The sequence below is a fragment of the Metabacillus crassostreae genome (genome assembly GCF_016908395.1).
GTDB lineage: Bacteria > Bacillota > Bacilli > Bacillales > Bacillaceae > Metabacillus > Metabacillus crassostreae.
In genome coordinates this window covers 1,424,710-1,443,369 of the sequence record NZ_JAFBDU010000001.1, presented here as the reverse complement: position 1 = coordinate 1,443,369, position 18,660 = coordinate 1,424,710, and the positions used below count along the sequence as shown (strand labels likewise).

Annotated in this window: 18 protein-coding genes; 15 read left to right on the top strand and 3 right to left on the bottom strand. The window is 32.1% G+C overall.

Translation table 11 applies throughout. The annotated features are described in order from the left end of the window. The first annotated feature begins 187 nt into the window (after positions 1–187). Together JOC75_RS07500 and JOC75_RS07495 are read left to right on the top strand one after the other, a co-directional pair. The gene (locus JOC75_RS07500; protein WP_204953383.1) at positions 188–2,299 is read left to right on the top strand and encodes an RNA degradosome polyphosphate kinase; all 2,112 of its coding nucleotides are present in this window, start codon (positions 188–190) and stop codon (positions 2,297–2,299) included. 513 nt (positions 2,300–2,812) lie between these two features. Then, positions 2,813–4,900 carry an EAL domain-containing protein gene (locus JOC75_RS07495; protein ID WP_204953382.1) on the top strand — a complete coding sequence of 696 codons (2,088 nt, stop codon included), beginning with the start codon at positions 2,813–2,815 and terminating at the stop codon, positions 4,898–4,900. Between the two features lie 54 nt (positions 4,901–4,954). On the opposite strand, the gene JOC75_RS07490 is transcribed toward JOC75_RS07495, so the two are convergent. Next, entirely contained in the window at positions 4,955–5,815 is an 861-nt protein-coding gene (locus JOC75_RS07490) for a metallophosphoesterase (RefSeq protein WP_204953381.1), read from the bottom strand. A gap of 255 nt (positions 5,816–6,070) precedes the next feature. Between JOC75_RS07490 and fadH the strand changes: the two genes are divergently transcribed. The 4 genes from fadH to JOC75_RS07470 all read left to right on the top strand — a co-directional run bounded on the left by fadH (position 6,071) and on the right by JOC75_RS07470 (position 9,722). Continuing rightward, positions 6,071–6,835 (top strand): 2,4-dienoyl-CoA reductase, encoded by a 765-nt coding sequence (gene fadH / locus JOC75_RS07485; protein ID WP_204953380.1) that lies wholly within the window; start codon positions 6,071–6,073, stop codon positions 6,833–6,835. Positions 6,836–7,284: 449 nt separating this feature from the next. Further along, positions 7,285–8,508 carry an EAL-associated domain-containing protein gene (locus JOC75_RS07480; protein ID WP_338036565.1) on the top strand — a complete coding sequence of 408 codons (1,224 nt, stop codon included), beginning with the start codon at positions 7,285–7,287 and terminating at the stop codon, positions 8,506–8,508. Between the two features lie 59 nt (positions 8,509–8,567). After that, on the top strand, positions 8,568–8,807 hold the full coding sequence (locus JOC75_RS07475) for a hypothetical protein (RefSeq protein ID WP_239589307.1): 240 nt from the start codon (positions 8,568–8,570) through the stop codon (positions 8,805–8,807). 237 nt (positions 8,808–9,044) lie between these two features. Then, positions 9,045–9,722: a DUF3993 domain-containing protein gene (locus tag JOC75_RS07470; RefSeq protein WP_204953378.1), complete on the top strand. Its 678-nt coding sequence runs from the start codon at positions 9,045–9,047 to the stop codon at positions 9,720–9,722. A gap of 451 nt (positions 9,723–10,173) precedes the next feature. Here the strand turns inward: JOC75_RS07470 and JOC75_RS07465 are convergent, their stop codons facing one another. Continuing rightward, a complete protein-coding gene (locus JOC75_RS07465) occupies positions 10,174–10,416 on the bottom strand; it encodes a glutaredoxin family protein (protein WP_204953377.1) in 243 nt (80 codons plus the stop codon). Between the two features lie 636 nt (positions 10,417–11,052). Here JOC75_RS07465 and JOC75_RS07460 point away from each other — a divergent pair. The 5 genes from JOC75_RS07460 to JOC75_RS07440 all read left to right on the top strand — a co-directional run bounded on the left by JOC75_RS07460 (position 11,053) and on the right by JOC75_RS07440 (position 14,666). Continuing rightward, complete coding sequence (locus JOC75_RS07460) at positions 11,053–11,289, top strand: YkuJ family protein (protein WP_146947045.1); 237 nt, start codon at positions 11,053–11,055, stop codon at positions 11,287–11,289. Between the two features lie 22 nt (positions 11,290–11,311). After that, positions 11,312–11,464: a hypothetical protein gene (locus JOC75_RS07455; protein WP_168714470.1), complete on the top strand. Its 153-nt coding sequence runs from the start codon at positions 11,312–11,314 to the stop codon at positions 11,462–11,464. Positions 11,465–11,805: 341 nt separating this feature from the next. Beyond that, the gene (locus JOC75_RS07450; RefSeq protein WP_204953376.1) at positions 11,806–12,324 is read left to right on the top strand and encodes a ribonuclease H-like YkuK family protein; all 519 of its coding nucleotides are present in this window, start codon (positions 11,806–11,808) and stop codon (positions 12,322–12,324) included. A gap of 288 nt (positions 12,325–12,612) precedes the next feature. Continuing rightward, positions 12,613–13,062 carry a cyclic-di-AMP-binding protein CbpB gene (gene cbpB, locus JOC75_RS07445; RefSeq protein ID WP_204953375.1) on the top strand — a complete coding sequence of 150 codons (450 nt, stop codon included), beginning with the start codon at positions 12,613–12,615 and terminating at the stop codon, positions 13,060–13,062. A 155-nt stretch (positions 13,063–13,217) separates the two neighbouring features. Then, complete coding sequence (locus tag JOC75_RS07440; RefSeq protein WP_338036554.1) at positions 13,218–14,666, top strand: MDR family MFS transporter; 1,449 nt, start codon at positions 13,218–13,220, stop codon at positions 14,664–14,666. A 9-nt stretch (positions 14,667–14,675) separates the two neighbouring features. Here JOC75_RS07440 and JOC75_RS07435 read toward each other — a convergent pair whose 3' ends face one another. After that, a complete protein-coding gene (locus tag JOC75_RS07435; RefSeq protein WP_204953374.1) occupies positions 14,676–15,071 on the bottom strand; it encodes a VOC family protein in 396 nt (131 codons plus the stop codon). Positions 15,072–15,211: 140 nt separating this feature from the next. Between JOC75_RS07435 and JOC75_RS07430 the strand changes: the two genes are divergently transcribed. The 4 genes from JOC75_RS07430 to JOC75_RS07415 all read left to right on the top strand — a co-directional run bounded on the left by JOC75_RS07430 (position 15,212) and on the right by JOC75_RS07415 (position 18,526). Further along, positions 15,212–16,081, top strand: a complete 870-nt coding sequence (locus tag JOC75_RS07430) for a LysR family transcriptional regulator (protein ID WP_204953373.1) — start codon at positions 15,212–15,214, stop codon at positions 16,079–16,081. A 124-nt stretch (positions 16,082–16,205) separates the two neighbouring features. Continuing rightward, complete coding sequence (gene dapD / locus JOC75_RS07425) at positions 16,206–16,916, top strand: 2,3,4,5-tetrahydropyridine-2,6-dicarboxylate N-acetyltransferase (protein ID WP_204953372.1); 711 nt, start codon at positions 16,206–16,208, stop codon at positions 16,914–16,916. A gap of 57 nt (positions 16,917–16,973) precedes the next feature. Continuing rightward, positions 16,974–18,101, top strand: coding sequence for an N-acetyldiaminopimelate deacetylase (locus tag JOC75_RS07420; protein WP_204953371.1), 1,128 nt, complete (start codon positions 16,974–16,976; stop codon positions 18,099–18,101). A gap of 179 nt (positions 18,102–18,280) precedes the next feature. Further along, a complete protein-coding gene (locus tag JOC75_RS07415) occupies positions 18,281–18,526 on the top strand; it encodes a YkuS family protein (RefSeq protein WP_146947031.1) in 246 nt (81 codons plus the stop codon). Positions 18,527–18,660 lie beyond the last annotated feature (134 nt).

Here is an 18,660-nt window from a genome sequence, read left to right as displayed (position 1 = left end):
CACTCTAGTTAATTGCCTTTCCCTAGTGGTTTATAATAATCCAAAGCTAAATTTTATATTGTGTGAAATAAATTATCGGTATTTACGAAAAAAATACAAAAATTTTACATATAATTTACAATTGAATTGTTATCTTAATGCTATCATGGAATTGTATATAAATGTCGAAATAAGGGGTGGAGTAGAAATGAATACAATAGATAAAAATATGATAAAACTTCAAAGTCCACTTTATTATAACAATAGAGAACTTAGCTGGTTGGCTTTTAATGAACGTGTATTAGAAGAATCTCTTGATGAGAAAAATCCTTTATTAGAACGTCTTAAATTCTTAGCGATATTTAGTTCCAACTTAGATGAATTTTTTATGGTCCGTGTAGCAGGACTGAAAGATCAAGTAAAAGCAGGGTTTAATAAACCTGAAAATAAAGCAGGTATGACGCCAAAGCAGCAATTAAATCAAATTGCGAAAAAAACACATAGTCTTGTTGAGCTACAATACGAGGCTTATAACAAGGTTCTTATTCCAAAATTAGAAGAAGAAAGTATTGAAATGGTTCAGATGGCTGATGTTACTTCTGAACAAAGAAGGAATTTGGAAGAGTACTTTGATGAGAATATTTTTCCTGTTCTTACTCCAATGGCAGTTGATGCATACCGTCCATTCCCAATGCTTTTAAATAAAAGTCTAAATCTGGCTATTGTGATTGAGGATAATGATGAATACCAGGAAAATCGTTTCAAAACGGCTATAGTTCAAGTACCAGCAGTGTTGGACCGTTTCGTATCCCTTCACACATCTGGTGAAAAAACTCAGTTCATTTTATTAGAAGAAATTATTAGCCATTTTATATACAAATTATTTAAGGGCTATAATGTTGTATCTGTTTCAATTTTTCGTATTACTAGAAATGCAGATTTAACGATTCACGAAGAAGGTGCAAGAGATTTATTAAAGGAAATTGAAAAGGAACTAAAGAAACGTAAGTGGGGAGCTGCGGTTAGACTTGAAATACAGAAGGATCGCTTTGATTTAAATATTTTACGTTATTTGACTGAAGTATTAGAAGTTCATGAAAAAGATGTATACGAAATAGATGGTCCAATTGATCTTACAATATTATTTGGATTTTATAAAAATATGGCCAAAACCCGTGAAGATTTAGTTTTTCAGACACTAATTCCGCAACCACCGCGTGATATATCTTCAGATGAAGATATTTTTGAAAAGATTTCCGAACAGGATGTGTTTCTTCATCATCCTTATGAGTCGTTCGAGCCTGTTATTGAGTTTGTTACTGAAGCTGCGGAAGACCCAGATGTATTAGCTATTAAACAAACATTATATCGGGTTAGTGGTGATTCACCTGTTATTGAAGCATTAAAACGTGCTGCTGAGAAAGGTAAACAGGTAACGGTGTTAGTGGAGCTAAAAGCTAGATTTGATGAAGAAAATAATGTACAGTGGGCAAAAGAATTAGAAAAATCAGGGTGTCATGTTATTTATGGAATGACGTACTTAAAAACCCATAGCAAAATTACTCTCGTTGTTAGAAGAAAGAATAACAGAATAGAGAGATTCGTTCACTTAGGTACTGGAAATTATAATGATCAAACAGCTAAAATTTATACAGATATGGGACTAATAACATCAAAAAGGAAGTTTGGAATTGATGCTACGAACTTTTTTAATTATTTAAGTGGTTATACTGAGAAACCTGATTTTCATCATTTATCTGTTGCACCTTTTGATATTCGAAAGGACTTTATAAACTTAATAGAAGAAGAAATTCACTTTCATAAAAGATTTGGTAACGGAAGAATCATTTCTAAAATGAATTCTTTAACTGATAAAGTAGTCATTACAAAGCTTTATGAGGCATCAAATGCTGGTGTGAAAATCGACTTAATCGTTAGAGGTACATGTTGTTTAAGAACTGGTATTAAAGGAGTTAGTGAAAATATTAGAGTTAGAAGTATTGTGGGAAGATTTTTAGAACACAGCAGGATTTATTTTTTCCATCATAATGGTGAAGGTAAAACATTTTTATCATCTGCGGATATGATGACTAGAAATATGGAAAAAAGAGTGGAGATTTTATTCCCAATTTATGACGGAGACATTAAGATGCGTATTAATGCAATCTTAGATAGTGCATTAGCTGATAATGTGAAGGCTAGAGAACAAGATGAGTTCGGAATCTATCATTATGTAGAACGTAAACTAGATGAACCAATTGTAGATAGTCAGTTATTATTGTTCAGTAAAGCTTATCAAGTGATGGAAGATGAAGAATAAAGAAACAATAAATATTACATAACAAAAGGGGTAGCGCTTATTTTATGAGCACTATCTTTTTTTGTATATAGAATATTTTTAACATTTATTTGTTCATTAAAATTCTGTTCCATTTGTCATTTGTAGGAAAAACTTTAATTTATACAGTTAGTGGCAAATTCTCTTATTATTAGCACTTTCTCTTTTTTCCCCCGGGAAAGCGAATGCCTGTAACGGAAATCAACAACAAAGTTTAACAAATCAATTCATAAAGCATTAATCATGTGGGCATTTTATTGATATATCACATCATAAGACATTGTGGTACTATTAAAATATACTTTGAATTTTAACTATTTCTACTATAATGGCTATGTTATAGCTTAATGTTGATTTTTAGCATTTTGTTGATTGGAGTGAAGGGTCCATGAGACTCCTGCAGAGGATATTCCCGGGAAAGCGAATGCCTGTTACAAAAATCAACACAATGTTTAACAGCAGCAATATAAATAGAAATGTACAGGATGATGACTAGTGAACAACTATTTTTTAAATTTAATTAAAAAAGATCTTGAAAATGATGAGCGATATACTGAAATCGAACCATTTATTTTTGATATAATTTTAAAACATGTTCAAGATTTAATATTTATTATGAAAGTTGAAAGCGATAATTCTTTTACATATTTGTTTGCAAATGATATTGGGAAGATTCATGCTAAATTAGGGCAAGATTATGTTGGCAAAACCTTTTATGATTTTGTTCGTAGTGAAATAGCTGACCATTTGCATGAAAAGTATTTGAAGGCAGTTGAATCAAAAAAAACATTTTCTTACCAAGATAAGGTGCAAATCAATGAGAAATTATTCTCATATGGTGAAACAATCTTGACTCCAATTAAAAATGATCAGGGCAAAGTAATATACATAATTGCGGTTACGAGGGACATTACAGATCGTGTAATAGAACAAAGAATGTTACTAGAAAGTCAAGAAATGTATAAATCATTGGTTGATCATAATATGGATGCAGTATTTTCTATTAACTTATCTAGTGAAATATTAACGGTGAATCCTTCTGTATTGAGACTATTAAACAGTAATCAGAATGCTATTGAAGGAAATAGTATTTTTGATTTATTTGAAGCACAGGATGTTAAACCTTTAAGAAATGCTTTTCACCAGACAATTGACGGTAACTCAGTTGAAGGAGAAGCAATACTACTTTATAAAAATAAAAAATTAAATGTCCATTATAAAACAGTTCCTATTATTATCAATGGAAAAGTGAATGGAATCTTTTTTATCCTTCGAGATATAACTGAAAAAACAAAACAATCAGAAATGATTGAGCATATGGCTTATCATGACCCTCTTACAGGCTTATTAAATCGAAGTGCCTTAAAAAGCGATTTGAAACATATCTTACAATTTAATAATAAGCAATCTGTTGCAGTTATGTATATCGATTTAGATCGGTTTAAAATGCTAAATGATATTCTAGGTCATAATAGTGGCGACCTACTCTTGATTGAAGTAAGTAAAAGACTCTCCGACCTAGTTGGACCTCTGTATTCTGTTTATCGACATGGAGGGGATGAATTCATCATTGTTTTACCTGACACTGATCGAAAAAAGGCAAAATTAGTTGCAGATCAATTAATTCAAAAGTTCAAGGAACCCTTTTATTTAGATGAAATACTATATTTCATTTCCTTAAGTATCGGGATAAGTATGTTTCCGGAAGATTGTAATGACGATGATTCTCTTATAACTAAAGCCGACAAAGCTTTGTTTGTCGTAAAGCAAAGGAATCGTGCTCAATACCTTTTCTATGATAACGAGATGGATAAAAATACCAACGAGTTACTTGAAATTGAAACTGGGCTAAGAAGGGCTATTGAGCATGAGGAATTAACTCTATTTTATCAGCCCCAAATTGATTTGTCTTCAAATAAAGTAGTTAGCTTTGAAGCATTATTAAGATGGAATCATCCCAAGCTTGGAAACGTTTCTCCAGGCGTTTTTATTCCAATTGCTGAGGAATCGGGTTTGATTATACCTATTGGAGAGTGGGTTATAGAGGAAGCATGCAAACAAATACTTTCTTGGCAAGAAGAAGGATACCCAGAAACTACTATTGCTATTAATCTTTCAGCTAAACAATTTCAACAGCCACATTTAATCGATATGATCGAATCCTTATTTAAAACGTATAAAATAAGTCCGAAACATATCGAATTTGAAATTACTGAGGGTTCCTTACAAGATGCTGAGGAAGCACTCAAGATGATTACAAGGCTGAAGAAACTGGGAGTAATGATTTCAGTTGATGACTTCGGTACTGGTTTTTCTTCATTAATGTACTTAAAACAGTTTCCAATTGATACTTTAAAAATTGACCAATCGTTTATTAAAGATGTTTTGCTTGATAAAAAAGATGAAGCGATCGTAACAACGATTTTACATCTAGCTGAACATTTAGGACTCACTGTTGTTGCTGAAGGTATTGAAACAGATGAACAATTAGATTTTTTAAGCAATTTAAAGTGTCATAAAGGACAAGGCTATCTATTTAGTAGACCTATTCCTGCTGAACAAATTACAAAGTTTTTTGAATAAATGGGTGATTAACGTGAAGAAGGAATCGACACATACAGATTCCTTCTTCACGTTTTATTTTGGAGAAAGAGTGAAATGAGTAATTTCAGGCGGTGATAAAAACCTGAAAGGAAGCCTAGTAGTACCTATTCCCCGATTCACATACAACTTCATTGAATCGACCTCATACATACCCTCAAAATAATGCATAGCATAAGGAGGAGTTATGAGAGGGCCATAAAAAGGCAGTTGTATTTGACCTCCATGACTGTGACCTGATAACTGCAAATCAACAAAATAGTTTTTTGTTTCAAGTGCAGCATCTGGTTCATGAGCTAATAAAATATTATAAAATTCTTTATTTAAGTTTCCTAAAGCTCCCTCATAGCTTGGTTTACCTAGCATCAAATCATCGATCCCAGCAATCACTATTTTACTACCATCTGCCTTTGATATATTTGTTGCTTCGTTAAGTAAAAGTGTAAATCCAGACATTTCAATAACATTTTTATAAATATCTGTTCCATATCCACCATGATCGTGGTTTCCATATACAGCATATTTACCAAATGGGGCTTTAAGCTTTTCTAAAACAGGAACAATTTCATTAATATGTGTATAGTTATTAGGCTCATCCATTAAATCACCTGTAAATAGAATAAGATCTGGTGAAAGGCTATTTATTTTATTTACTAACGTCTCCAACTGTTTTAATGTAAAATACTCACTTAAATGAGTATCGCTAAATTGAACAATTGTAAAACCCTCAAATGATATTGGAATTTTAGGATCGATCATCTTTAGTTTTTCTACCCCAAGCATTGTTGGCTCAAAATATCTCGCATATGTATAACCGCTTGAAGCTAATAATAAGCTACCGAAAGAAAAGGAAAGAAGACCTTTTAAAAAAGATCTTCTAGAATATTGTTTTGTCATGCTATCTATCAATCCCTAATTTTATAATTATTCTTCCATATTAATCTAATAAGTATATATGTTCATAAGTTTCGCATCTTCAAGAACATACTGAATAGTCTAAGTATATCATGGTTTAAATTAAGAGTTCTATTACAATTATAAGTCTTAAAAGTGAAGTTTTATTTCTAAAAAAATTTACAATAGAAAAAAAACTGTGTTTTTTATGGTAAAATAAAAATGAATGAACATTCATTTTTATAGGGGGTAATATGTATGAAGGGTAAAGTAGTTATTGTAACTGGTGGTTCAAATGGGATGGGAAAAGCAATGGCGAAACGATTTGCGAAGGATGGTGCAAATGTAGTCATTATTGGTAGAACACTAGAAAAGCTTGAAAATACGAAAAAAGAAATAGAGACATTCGAAGACCAAGTTTATCCGATTCAATTGGATGTTAGAGATTCAACAATGGTTTTTGATATGATCAATATGGTAGATGAAAGATTTGGTAGAATTGATGCTCTTGTGAATAACGCAGCTGGTAATTTCCTTTGTCCTGCTGAGAATCTGTCTGTAAATGGATGGAAGTCTGTCATTGATATAGTGTTAAATGGAACATTCTATTGTAGTTCCGCAATAGGTAAGTACTGGATAGAGAAGCAATCAAAAGGTGCAATATTAAATATGGTTGCTACTTATGCATGGAATGCTGGTCCAGGTGTTATTCATTCAGCTGCTGCAAAATCTGGTGTTCTATCGATGACTAGAACATTGGCTGTTGAATGGGGTAGAAAATATAGTATAAGGGTTAACGCAATTGCTCCTGGTCCAATAGAAAGGACAGGTGGAGCAGATAAATTATGGGAATCAGAAGAAGCAGCCAAAAGAACATTAAATAGTGTACCGCTAAACCGTTTAGGGACACCAGAAGAAATTGCTGCTTTAGCTGCTTTTATATTATCTGATGATGCAGCATATATGAATGGCGAGTGTATAACATTAGACGGAGGACAGTGGCTAAACCAATATCCTTTTTAAGTTGGTAACATCTCTGTAACTCATGTTAGAAATGAAATCAGAAGATCGTCTATAATAATTTGTTTTACCTGTGTTGGAAAGGTTATTTACCTATATATTTTTATAGTGTTAGTTTACTGGAGCTCAAGACAATTGACTGCTCGCAAAAAGAGAAAACGAAGAAAGCTCCTAGGTGATATTCTAGGAGTTTTTATTCTTATCTGTATAGACTTAACTTATGGTGATGATCAAAATTCCGACCAAAGTAAAAGCTTAACTAACTACATCTTCAATCCTGGTTTTGTTTCTCCTTTGTCCTTTAATAATATTGCCTTCCTTTTGCTTTCAAGTGTTAAACATCTTATAAGCTAGCTCAGTAAAACACCTCTTGTTCGTAAAGTACACTATAAGTGAAGGAAGCCTCACTTTATGGTATAATTTTAATACTTTAGATAGATATAGGTGAGGGGATTGTATTGGATCCGTTAGATGTGTTAACAAATCTTGAAAAGGTTATTCCATACTATCAAGCAATATTTAGTGCTGATGAACAGCGGGTAGTGGGTTATGAGGTTTTGGGGAGAATTCAGGTTAATCATGATGTTGAGAGCTTAGGGTTTTTTTTCCATGATGAAAATATTCCTGATGAATACCGAATAGAAGTTGATGATTATATTTTACATAAAGCCCTAAATGAATTTATAGATCTTAATGATAGCGAAATCCTTCTTTTTATTAACAGGGATGCAAATTTACTTATGCTTGATCATGGCGAAAGCTTTTTAGAATCTTTGCTTGAAAAGAAAGAGGATGGATTAAATTTAAATCAACTAGTTCTGGAAATTACAGAACATAATTTTCTTGGTGACATGGAACAGCTTTATCATTTGTTAACTTACTATAGAACATACGGAATAAAAATTGCTATAGATAATATCGGTAAATCAAGTAGCAATTTAGATCGGATAGGATTGCTGTCACCAGACATTCTTAAAATTGATTTACACCCGTTAAGATTAACATCACCTTTGCAGTCTTATTATGATGTGTTGTATTCAATTTCGCTATTAGCAAGAAAAATAGGTGCCACTCTTTTATATGAGGATGTTGAGGTGAATTTTCAGCTACAATATGCTTGGAAAAATGGCGGTCGTTATTATCAAGGTTACTATCTTGATAAACCTAAGAGAGAATTCACACAGAGGGATGCTTCAAAGATAAGATTAAAGCATGAATTCCAGAGATTTATTTCTACCGAGAAAAAGAAGCTTGAAAATCTCTACAATTTTACAGAACAATTTCATAAAAGAATACAGCAAAGTCTTTTAAAACATGATAAAGAAAACGATAATTATGAATTGTTACTTAACAAATTATCAGTTGATTTAGATGATTGCTGTTTTCGTATTTATATTTGTGATGAAGATGGCTTTCAACAATCGGTTAATATTTTTAAAAAAGATAATTGGATTGTACAACCAGAATATCATATGAAGAATTGGAGTTGGCGTCCATATTTTTTGGCCAATATTATAAAAATGCGATATGAGAAGAAGGGTTTTTTAAGTGATGTTTATAGTGATATTGAAACAGGGGAGCTCATTAGAACATTCTCATATCCTTTAAATCATAACCATTATTTATTTGTAGATTTATCATACGAATATTTATTTGAAGAAGAGGGACTGTTATAAGGTAGCATATTTTTGTTTGTGTTGAGTTATCCTATTTTTAAAAGGGGTGACTTAAGTAGATGACTTACTTAACAATGGTACTCGGTGTAATAGCGCTTTTGATTTTAGCTGTTAGTTTAATTTATACATTTAAAGTTGGGAAACTTGTAAGTGAGCGAAAATCAACCTATGATACTCAAATAAATGAAAAAGTTCAAGAACATCCTTATATGCGAAATCCGATTTTTCTAGCCTATATAATTGCAGGTATTCTTTCATTGGCTTATATCTTTTATTTAGCCTTTACAATATCCTGGTGATAAAAGTGGACACTAATTGTCCACTTTTTTTGTGTCTAATTTAACCATTTTTCAAGTATAGCATCTTATATGGTTTGTATTATGTAAATAGGGGTAAATATTATAAGAAATATTGTCGCTTTTTAAAGCAATTTTACGAATTATAATTCATCAAAATAGGTATTAGAGTTGTTAAGATAGAGGTATACACTATTTAGTTTATTAAAAAAATGATTATGTTGAAAGGGATGAGTATGGTTGGGACAAGTTCGAATGAAAGTTCTATTTATGTTTTTTATCTTCTTATTTTCACTTTCTCAACATGTAGCAGCTGAGGAACCTAATGAAAAGCTTCAATCAGATATTTTATCACATGTCCAAAATGCGTTTGAAGCTCAAGTTTCACTAACAGAAGAACCTAGATCTAAGGAAGAAATAGAAAGGATTTTAGAAGAATACTTCTTTGATTCCTTCATTAAAGTATATTTAAAGGAAAATGTAGAGTCAGTAAATAACCAATACATAGTATATGGTACAGATTTCCCTAAAAATACAATTCCATTTTTTCAATATAGCGAAGAGACAGTTATTGAAATTGTTGATGAACAGGCAATGATATATGAATATTTTGAAGCTAATAACGAAGGTCCTGTATCATATGAGGATCATTATGAAGTTGTCTTTTTGAAAAAGACAAATAATAATTGGAAAATAAGCAGTATTGAAGATGACGTAAATAAACCGTTTCTAAATAATAAACCGGTTCAAAGTAATATGGTTACCCAAGATTTGATTGATACAAATGTGGTAAATGGGTTATCGACAAGTGAGGCTATTGAATTTAATCACTTTAACTTAACTAATGCGACACAAGGAATATCTTTTTTATCTACATATCTTTTATCAAAAAATCTTATTAATGATTTCTACTTTTAAAGATTTCAGTTCTAGGCATCATTGGCTTCTTCTGTGGGACTTAAACCTTTCATCGTCTCCAAGAAGCATTTAATTTTCTTCTGCACAATTCTATTTTTCATTTCAAAAGTGTGTGTTACTAGCCCGCATAGTATGGTAATAAATATTTTGTATTAATATTTTTGAAAAATGTTGTTGACAACGACAATGATAATCATTATCATTGTAATTAAGAAAGATAATCAACTTTGATTTACATAAGATAATATTTAGGAGGTGAAGCTAGTTTAGACAAAGCAAAGATGAATTGGTCATTCATCTATGTAGGTACTTGATTAGTCATTAAACTCTCAATTTTCCCCAAACCCCTTTTAATAAATAGAACGGAAAAAAAGCTTGGCTGGTCACCAAGCTTTTTTATTTGCATATTTTTAACAACTATTGAATTTAAACCTGTTGACTTTTGAGTTTTTTATTTAGAATTAATATCCAAAAGTTCCTCTAACCTTTTTAAATCAAATCCTGTTACAATATCTTGATTAATAGTAACTGTCGGTGTAGAAGTAGAATGTAATTCATTGATTAATTTTTCTCTGGCAGCATGATCTTGACTTACGTCCTTTTCAATGAATTCTATTTGATGATGCTCTAAAAATTGCTTAACAACTTGACATGGCGGGCAATTTGGTTGTGAATAGACAATGACATGTTTCATGTAGATATTTTCCTCCAGACATACTATTTCTTTTATAATAGTACTGTTTTATTATTATGTAATTAGGAAATCTGTAAAACTTCATTTTCATTAAACTTTTTACTTTAGATACACATTTATTGGCTATGTAGTTCTATCTTCTTTTAGTTATTAGGAAAGTCAGTTATACAAATTTTTAAAACTAGGATGATTTTATAAAAAATGTGTTACAATAACATAGGCTAATTTGTAAGGACACTTTTCTTAAAAAGTGATACTAAATATTTAATGCTATTATATGTGGTATCTTAATTAAAGAAACAATTGCCACTAGATTTTTTATTGCTTTTTAAATGTGATTCTAATAAGAAGTACTATGAAGTCTTTACAAAGAAAGCTTTTGTGGCCATGCATTACTCTCCTTAAACGTACATTCCGGTTCAAGTCAGTTTGATTGATACAATTCGTTATTTTAAAAGAACAAGAATGAAAAGGGATTTCCTTGGTAATCCTTTCATACATAGTGTAAAATTGATTTGGCACAAAGTAAAGACAGTATTTATCGGATCGTTGTTTTGTGGATATAATGTATGGTAGAGTAAAATAATAAAAAGAGGAATTAGTTATACGTTAACTCTTCCGGAAGGGGGATATGAAATGTCACAATTATTAGGCATTATTACAAGGCTTCAAAACTTACAAGAGAATTCAGGTTCAGGAGAACCACTTCAACGTTTTTTTGAAGTTGAAGGTGAGAAACGCTGTAGTGTAAAGTACTTTGATAAAAATAGCACATTTGAATTAGAGGTTTACCAAAAAGGTGATAAGCCTCAATCTTATCAGTTTGATAATATTGATATGATTGCTATGGAAATTTTCGACCTACTTCAGTAAATATGGAAGTAAAGGAGTCAGCATGAGAAAAGAGCCTATTGTTATTTGTCCGCTTTGTCGTGAGCAAGATATGCTTTCAAACTCATTAACTGCACAATCAAATCAAAATGTTATTTTTACTTGTTCTCATTGCCATGAGACAATCAAAAATATTGAAACAAGTAAAGGAAATTAGTCAGACCCAATGGGTTTGGCTTTTTTTGTGGCTGTTTTTCTTAAACTGTTTTACTTAATTATACAAAAGTAGCCCTCTATTATGTTTAAATGTATTGTTTGAGATAAAAGAATTTGCGTACCAATAATTAACCTTGTAATGGAAATTCGTATACAATATTAGTTTGTTTCATACATATATATAAATAAGGTGAAATTAACCGTTTATAAAGGGTGATTAATCTTGAGATTTAAAATCTTTACTAGTCGGTAATTACATTCTACGTTCCTTTTTTTTGATTCCCGTATTGCTTATATTAGCGAATGAGTTTGAATAGCTTAAATATAAAAAGGAGTTGTGACATGAACGAATCCTTTACCTTTTATAATGTGTCTGAAAAACAAATGACGTTTGAATCTGTTATAAATCGTTTGAAGGATTTTATCCTAAAAGACCCACGATCATGTTATGTTTTATCAATAGGATCTGATTCACAAGTCCATCAAAATGAAACGAGATTTATAACAGCTATCCACATACACAGAGTTGGAAAAGGAGCATGGGGATGTTTAAGAAACTATCATATTAAACGTCCTATAAATAGTGTCCGTGAAAAAATTTCAATGGAAACTGCACTTAGCATTGAGATAGCTTCTTACTTTACATCACAATATTTAAATGAATTATTAGATTTACTTATTCCATTTGCTGATGATGGAGGAGATTTATTATTTGAAATTCATTTGGATATAGGAAGAAATGGAATGACAAAGGAGCTCATTCAGGAAATGACTGGTAGAATAGAATCGATGGGCATTGAGGCGAAAATTAAGCCCAATTCATATGCTGCGTTTAGTTACGCAAATAGATATACAAAGTAAGATAATTAAAATTTCCCGATAAATATACAATAAATATGAAGTAAGATGTTAAATGCTTCATACTTGTTTTAGAGATCAATACAACAGTTAAACTACACTCCTTTTTGTCCTCAATTATTGTAGATTTATATCATTTTCTTTCTTTAATAAAACCCCATAAAATTGACAAGCTTTTAGTACTCCTGCCAATACTCTATCTAATTTAATTATGATATGATAGAAAAGGGAATTAACCTCTATATAATCTTAAGTAGAATAGACATAGTTATCTAGAGAGGAAGAACAACGATGTTTAGTAATGATACAGATAAGTTAATAGATATTAAAATAAAAGATCTTATGATACCCGCGGACATAGTGGCACATGTACAAGTTGGTAATAATTTAGAGCATGCATTACTTGTGTTAACGAAAACTGGATATACCGCATTGCCTGTTCTAGATCCTACCTTTAAGTTGCATGGATTAATAGGAATGAATTTAATTATGGACAATATCTTTGGTCTTGAACGAATCGAATTTGAAAAACTAGAAAATATGAAAGTCGAAGAAGTAATGAACACAACAATCCCAAGGTTAAATTTAAATGATACTCTAGATAAAGGGTTAGATCTTGTGATTAACCATCCCTTTATATGTGTACAAAACAATGATCATGTATTCGAAGGTATATTTACAAGAAGAGCAATCTTGAAGCAGTTAAAAAAACAATTAGATTTGTTAAATCAAAAAAAATAGCTACTTTATGGAAACGATGTATAAATTTATTACATCGTTTTCTTTTCTTCAATTCATATGTTGAATTTACATAAAACACTTATGTTAAGGCGGTACATTTTGTGGAACACTTTAAATTGAGGCTAAGAAAATCTAATACTACAAAAAGGGCCTATGTGTTGGTTACTGTTATGCTTGCCATGTTTATGGCTGCAATAGAGGCGACAATTGTAGCAACAGCAATGCCTGCCATTGTTGCAGAGTTAGGAGATTTCTCTTTATATAGCTGGGTATTTTCCTCATATTTACTGATGAATGCAGTGACAGTTTTAATTTATGGGAAATTATCAGATTTATATGGTAGAAAACCTGTTCTAACCTTTGGAATTGTTGTTTTTTTAATTGGTTCAATATTATGTGGCTTTGCTCCTTCGATGGAGTGGCTTATTTTCTTTCGTTTTATACAAGGCTTTGGTGCTGGCGCGGTTATGCCTATAGCATCAACGATCGTAGGAGATATCTATACAAAAGAGGAACGGGCTAAAATACAAGGTTATTTATCAAGTGTGTGGGGAATTTCAGCTATTATGGGACCGGCACTTGGAGGTTTGCTTGTAGAATTTGTTAGTTGGAGGTTTGTTTTTTGGTTAAATGTTCCTCTAGGAATTTTAGCAATAATAGGATTGTATTTATTTCTCCATGAGACCATAGAAAAGAAAAAACAATCAATTGATTTTGTGGGAGCCATTCTACTGACTTTATCAGTAACTTCCTTTATGTTTGTCCTTGTCGAAGGAGGAGTAAGGTGGAAATGGATTTCATTACCTACTATAGCGCTCCTTGTTTTTTCAATATTTGCTTTCCTTATATTTATTTATGTTGAGCGTAAGGCAAAAGACCCAATGATGCCATTTGATCTTTGGAAAAAACGTTCAATCTTGATTGCAAATTTAACATCTTTAACTACAGGCGTTATTCTTATTGGTCTTTCTACCTTTTTGCCTACTTTTGTACAAGGAGTTATGGAAGAACCGGCTATTATTGCTGGATTAACATTAACAACCATGTCAATAGGATGGCCCATTGCGGCAACCTTAGCTGGTAAATCAATTTTAAAAATTGGATATCGAACAACTTCTATTATTGGTGGAATTTCTCTTATTTTAGGAAGTATTATTTTTATCATTCTAAAAAGTAATGACAGTCCACTTTTTGCTGCAACAGGCTCATTTTTAATCGGTATTGGTATGGGACTTACTACTACAGCATTTATTGTTTCTATTCAAAGTAATGTGAATTGGAATAAGCGTGGTGTTGCAACAGCTACAAATATGTTTATGAGAAATGTAGGGAGTACAATTGGAGCAGCACTACTAGGTGGAATACTAAATACCCAACTTATTAACTTTTTTTCAAAACATGGAGTAGAAGATACATTAAGCTTAGACTCAACAGCAATGTTGTTAGATCAAAGTCAACGAAATCATTTATCTGAAGAAGGACAAGTACTTATACAAGATGGGCTAAGTTTTGCATTGAATAGTGTATATTGGGTTGTGTTTCTGTTTGCGATAATCAGTTTCATTTTGATTTTATTTTTACCTAAAGGGGAGAAAGCTGACTGAGTAAGTTTGTCAGCTTTCTCTCATTGTTGTAGAAGTACCAACTCTTTCTAGAAATTCTATTTTATTATGAAAAGGGTCAAAGCAAGAAAAACGATCTATGCCTGGAATTGGAATTTCATCACGGATCAATATTCCATTTTTCTCTAAAGCTTTTCTCGCTTGTGTAATATCATGAACAATAAATGCCACATGGCGCTTGCTTTTAGTTTCTTTGATGTCTTCCACACCTATATGCAATGTAACTTCTTTTGACTGACACCAAAAACCACCATTTCTTTTTAAGCTTTCTGGTTTTTCTATTTCTATAAAATTAAGAAGATTAAGATAAAATTTTCGTGCCAGCTCTTCTTTACCTATAGGTATACATATTTGAATATGATCTAGCCTGATAATTTCAATACTCATTTTATCAACTCCTACTTTGACAGATAACCATTATATCTTTACAAATATCTATGACATCTTTATCATACAATTATAGAGGTCATAATTAAATTATTAATATTTATTAACATATCATAAGGAAAACTTATAGGTGGTATATTATGCAAACATCTGAACTTCGTATTTTGGTTGTGTTATCAGAGGAAATGAATATGAGAAGAGCTGCGGAACGTTTATTCGTTTCACAGCCTGCATTATCTCAAAGACTGCAAACAATTGAGAAATCTTGGGGTTTTCCAATATTTCTTCGTTCTCAAAAAGGTCTAACGTTAACTCCAGCTGGTGAAAAAGTAATAACATATGCTAAGGAAGTAGTGCTGAAAGAAGAAAGAGTGAAAGACGAGATACTAGAGCTTGAAGGTGAGGTGCATGGAACCTTAAAACTTGCTGTTGCTTCTATTATTGGGCAACACTGGTTACCAGAGGTATTGAAAAAATATGTACAAAAGTATCCTCATGCAAAAATATCACTCATAACTGGCTGGAGTAGTGAAATACTAAGAAGCATGTATGAAGATCACGTGCATATCGGTATTATAAGAGGTAACCCAGAATGGAAGGGAATGAAGCAGCATTTATTAACAGATACACTATATTTAGTTGATACTGAAATCCAAAAAATTGAAGATGTGCTCGATACAGAAAGACCTTTTATTCAATTCAAAAGTGATTCTTCCTACTATCAAGAAATTCAGGATTGGTGGCATCGTCAATTTCAAACTTCACCTAAAAGAACGATAGTAGTGGATCAAATAGAAACATGCAAACAAATGGCGTTAAATGGAATCGGATACGCTATTTTACCTTCCGTCACGTTGCAAGAAGAACAGGAGGATGTTTATAAAATTCCATTACTTGATGAAGAAGGCAATCAAATTGAACGTGATACATGGTTGTTAGGTTTTGAATCTTCCTTTCAATTAAAACAAGTAAAAGCCTTTTTAGAAGTTGTTAAGGAATATAATCAATAAGGTTTTTGTCTTATTTTATAAAACCATTTAAAAAAATAATCAAGAACGCTTGTCAACGCTGTTATCCTTTGATAGAGTAAAGAATGACAAATTATAATAATTCTAGTTTAGGAGGAAAATACATATGAAAATGATGGATGCAAATGAGATTATCTCATTTATACAAAACAGTAAAAAATCTACACCTGTAAAAGTATACGTAAAAGGTAATCTTGAGGGTGTGAATTTCGGTGAATCAACACAAACATTTCTAACTGGAAACACTGGAGTAGTGTTTGGTGAATGGTCTGAAATCTCAGAAGCTCTAGAAGCTAATAAAGAAAAAATTGAGGATTATGTAGTTGAAAATGACCGTCGCAATTCAGCAATTCCATTACTTGATCTTAAAGGTATTAAAGCACGTATTGAGCCGGGTGCAATTATCCGTGATCAAGTGGAAATTGGTGATAATGCAGTAATTATGATGGGCGCTTCTATTAATATCGGTAGTGTTATCGGTGAAGGGACAATGATAGATATGAATGTTGTTCTTGGTGGTCGTGCAACTGTAGGTAAAAATTGCCATATTGGTGCTGGATCAGTTCTAGCAGGTGTAATTGAGCCACCTTCTGCTAAGCCTGTTGTTATTGAAGATGATGTAGTAATTGGAGCAAATGTTGTTGTTTTAGAAGGAGTTACAGTAGGAAAAGGTGCAGTTGTTGGAGCTGGGGCAATTGTAACTAAAGATGTAGAGCCTTTTACTGTAGTAACGGGTGCACCTGCACGTAAAATCAAAGACATTGATGCTAAAACAAAATCTAAAACAGAAATTATGCAAGAGCTTAGACAATTATAATACCTTAAAGGCGTGGATGAAAATCCACGTCTTTGTATATATAGAGGAGAGTGGATAATGGATAGAGATCATTTGATTCAAATTAGAAGGGATCTACATCGAATTCCAGAGATTGGCTTCCAAGAATTTAAGACACAGCAGTATTTATTAAATTTACTTAAACAGTTTCCAGAAGATCGTGTAGAAGTAAAAACATGGAAGACTGGGATTTTTGCTTTAGTGAAAGGAACAAGCCCTAAGAAAACAATCGGTTATAGAGCAGATATTGATGGTTTGCCTATAATAGAAGAGACTGATTATAACTTTCAATCAGAGCATCCGGGTTTTATGCATGCGTGCGGACACGATTTTCATATGACAATTGCCATAGGTTTATTATCACATTTTGTTTTGAATCCTGTTCAAGATCATATTTTATTTTTGTTCCAGCCTGCAGAAGAAGGACCTGGTGGGGCTGAACCTATGCTAAATAGTGATGTAGCTAAGATGTGGAAGCCTGATTTGATAACAGCACTTCACATTTCTCCTGAGCTACCTGTAGGTACAATTGCTACAAAACCTGGATTGTTATTTGCAAACACATCTGAGTTATTTATTGATTTAAAGGGAAAAGGCGGACATGCTGCATATCCTCATACAACCAATGATATGGTTGTTGCCGCTTGCTCTTTAGTCACTCAATTACAATCAATTGTTTCGCGCAATGTAGATCCATTAGATAGTGCTGTGATTACGATTGGTAAAATAACAGGGGGAACAGTTCAAAATATAATTGCTGAGAATGCAAGATTAGAAGGCACTATTCGTACCTTATCAGTTGAATCTATGAATAAAGTTAAAGAAAGAATCGAAGCAATAGTACATGGGGTTGAAATTGGCTATTCATGTAAAGCAATCATAGATTATGGCTCAATGTATCATCAAGTTTATAATCATGAGGACTTAACGGTAGAATTTATGAACTTTGTAAGTGATTCAACAAATTTTGAAGTAAATGAATGCAGAGAAGCGATGACAGGTGAGGATTTTGGTTATATGGTTGATCAAATTCCAGGGTTTATGTTTTGGTTAGGTGTACAATCTTCATACGGTCTCCATCATGCAAAGCTACAACCTGATGAAACAGCAATCGAGGTTGCTGTGGAAGCAATGAGTAAGTATATATCTTTTAAAGCAAATAATTAGTTATGATAACGCTAAATGAAGTTGTTTTCTAGTACTTTGTTTATTTGAGTGCAAGATATGAGACCAAAGCAAAAGTTGAATCTCCATGCCATAAATCAAAAACAAAGTTTAGCAGTGCCAAAAATTTAAGTATATTTTATCTGCCCCTGTACACAATACATATAGGAGGTGGATGAATAATGCCAAAAATCGGTGTCGAACAATCGTTATCAGATGTAACAGCTGCTTTACAAGAAAAAGGCTACGATGTTGTCCAGTTAAATAACGAAAGTGATGCAAAAGGTTGCGATTGCTGTGTCATTACAGGACAAGATCAAAATGTAATGGGTATTACGAATGCAGTAACCGCGGGATCTGTTATTCAAGCAAGTGGTTTATCTGCTAACGAAGTATGCGAGCAAGTTGAAAACAGAATTAATCGCTAATATCTAAGCAAAAAAGAGGATGGGACATAAGTATTTAAGCTAATGAAAAACCCGAATTAATAGGTGATATGTCAATTAAACATTCGCCTAATAGTTCGGGTTTTTACTTGCAATCTTCAATGTTTTTTGATTTT

What these genes read in the sequence shown, in the direction of transcription:
- JOC75_RS07500 (WP_204953383.1), top strand. Translation starts at nt 188, where the DNA reads ATGAATACAATAGATAAAAATATGATAAAACTTCAAAGTCCACTTTAT.
- JOC75_RS07490 (WP_204953381.1), bottom strand. Translation starts at nt 5,815, where the DNA reads ATGACAAAACAATATTCTAGAAGATCTTTTTTAAAAGGTCTTCTTTCC.
- fadH (WP_204953380.1), top strand. Translation starts at nt 6,071, where the DNA reads ATGAAGGGTAAAGTAGTTATTGTAACTGGTGGTTCAAATGGGATGGGA.
- JOC75_RS07475 (WP_239589307.1), top strand. Translation starts at nt 8,568, where the DNA reads ATGACTTACTTAACAATGGTACTCGGTGTAATAGCGCTTTTGATTTTA.
- JOC75_RS07465 (WP_204953377.1), bottom strand. Translation starts at nt 10,416, where the DNA reads ATGAAACATGTCATTGTCTATTCACAACCAAATTGCCCGCCATGTCAA.
- JOC75_RS07460 (WP_146947045.1), top strand. Translation starts at nt 11,053, where the DNA reads ATGTCACAATTATTAGGCATTATTACAAGGCTTCAAAACTTACAAGAG.
- JOC75_RS07455 (WP_168714470.1), top strand. Translation starts at nt 11,312, where the DNA reads ATGAGAAAAGAGCCTATTGTTATTTGTCCGCTTTGTCGTGAGCAAGAT.
- JOC75_RS07450 (WP_204953376.1), top strand. Translation starts at nt 11,806, where the DNA reads ATGAACGAATCCTTTACCTTTTATAATGTGTCTGAAAAACAAATGACG.
- cbpB (WP_204953375.1), top strand. Translation starts at nt 12,613, where the DNA reads ATGTTTAGTAATGATACAGATAAGTTAATAGATATTAAAATAAAAGAT.
- JOC75_RS07435 (WP_204953374.1), bottom strand. Translation starts at nt 15,071, where the DNA reads ATGAGTATTGAAATTATCAGGCTAGATCATATTCAAATATGTATACCT.
- JOC75_RS07430 (WP_204953373.1), top strand. Translation starts at nt 15,212, where the DNA reads ATGCAAACATCTGAACTTCGTATTTTGGTTGTGTTATCAGAGGAAATG.
- dapD (WP_204953372.1), top strand. Translation starts at nt 16,206, where the DNA reads ATGAAAATGATGGATGCAAATGAGATTATCTCATTTATACAAAACAGT.
- JOC75_RS07420 (WP_204953371.1), top strand. Translation starts at nt 16,974, where the DNA reads ATGGATAGAGATCATTTGATTCAAATTAGAAGGGATCTACATCGAATT.
- JOC75_RS07415 (WP_146947031.1), top strand. Translation starts at nt 18,281, where the DNA reads ATGCCAAAAATCGGTGTCGAACAATCGTTATCAGATGTAACAGCTGCT.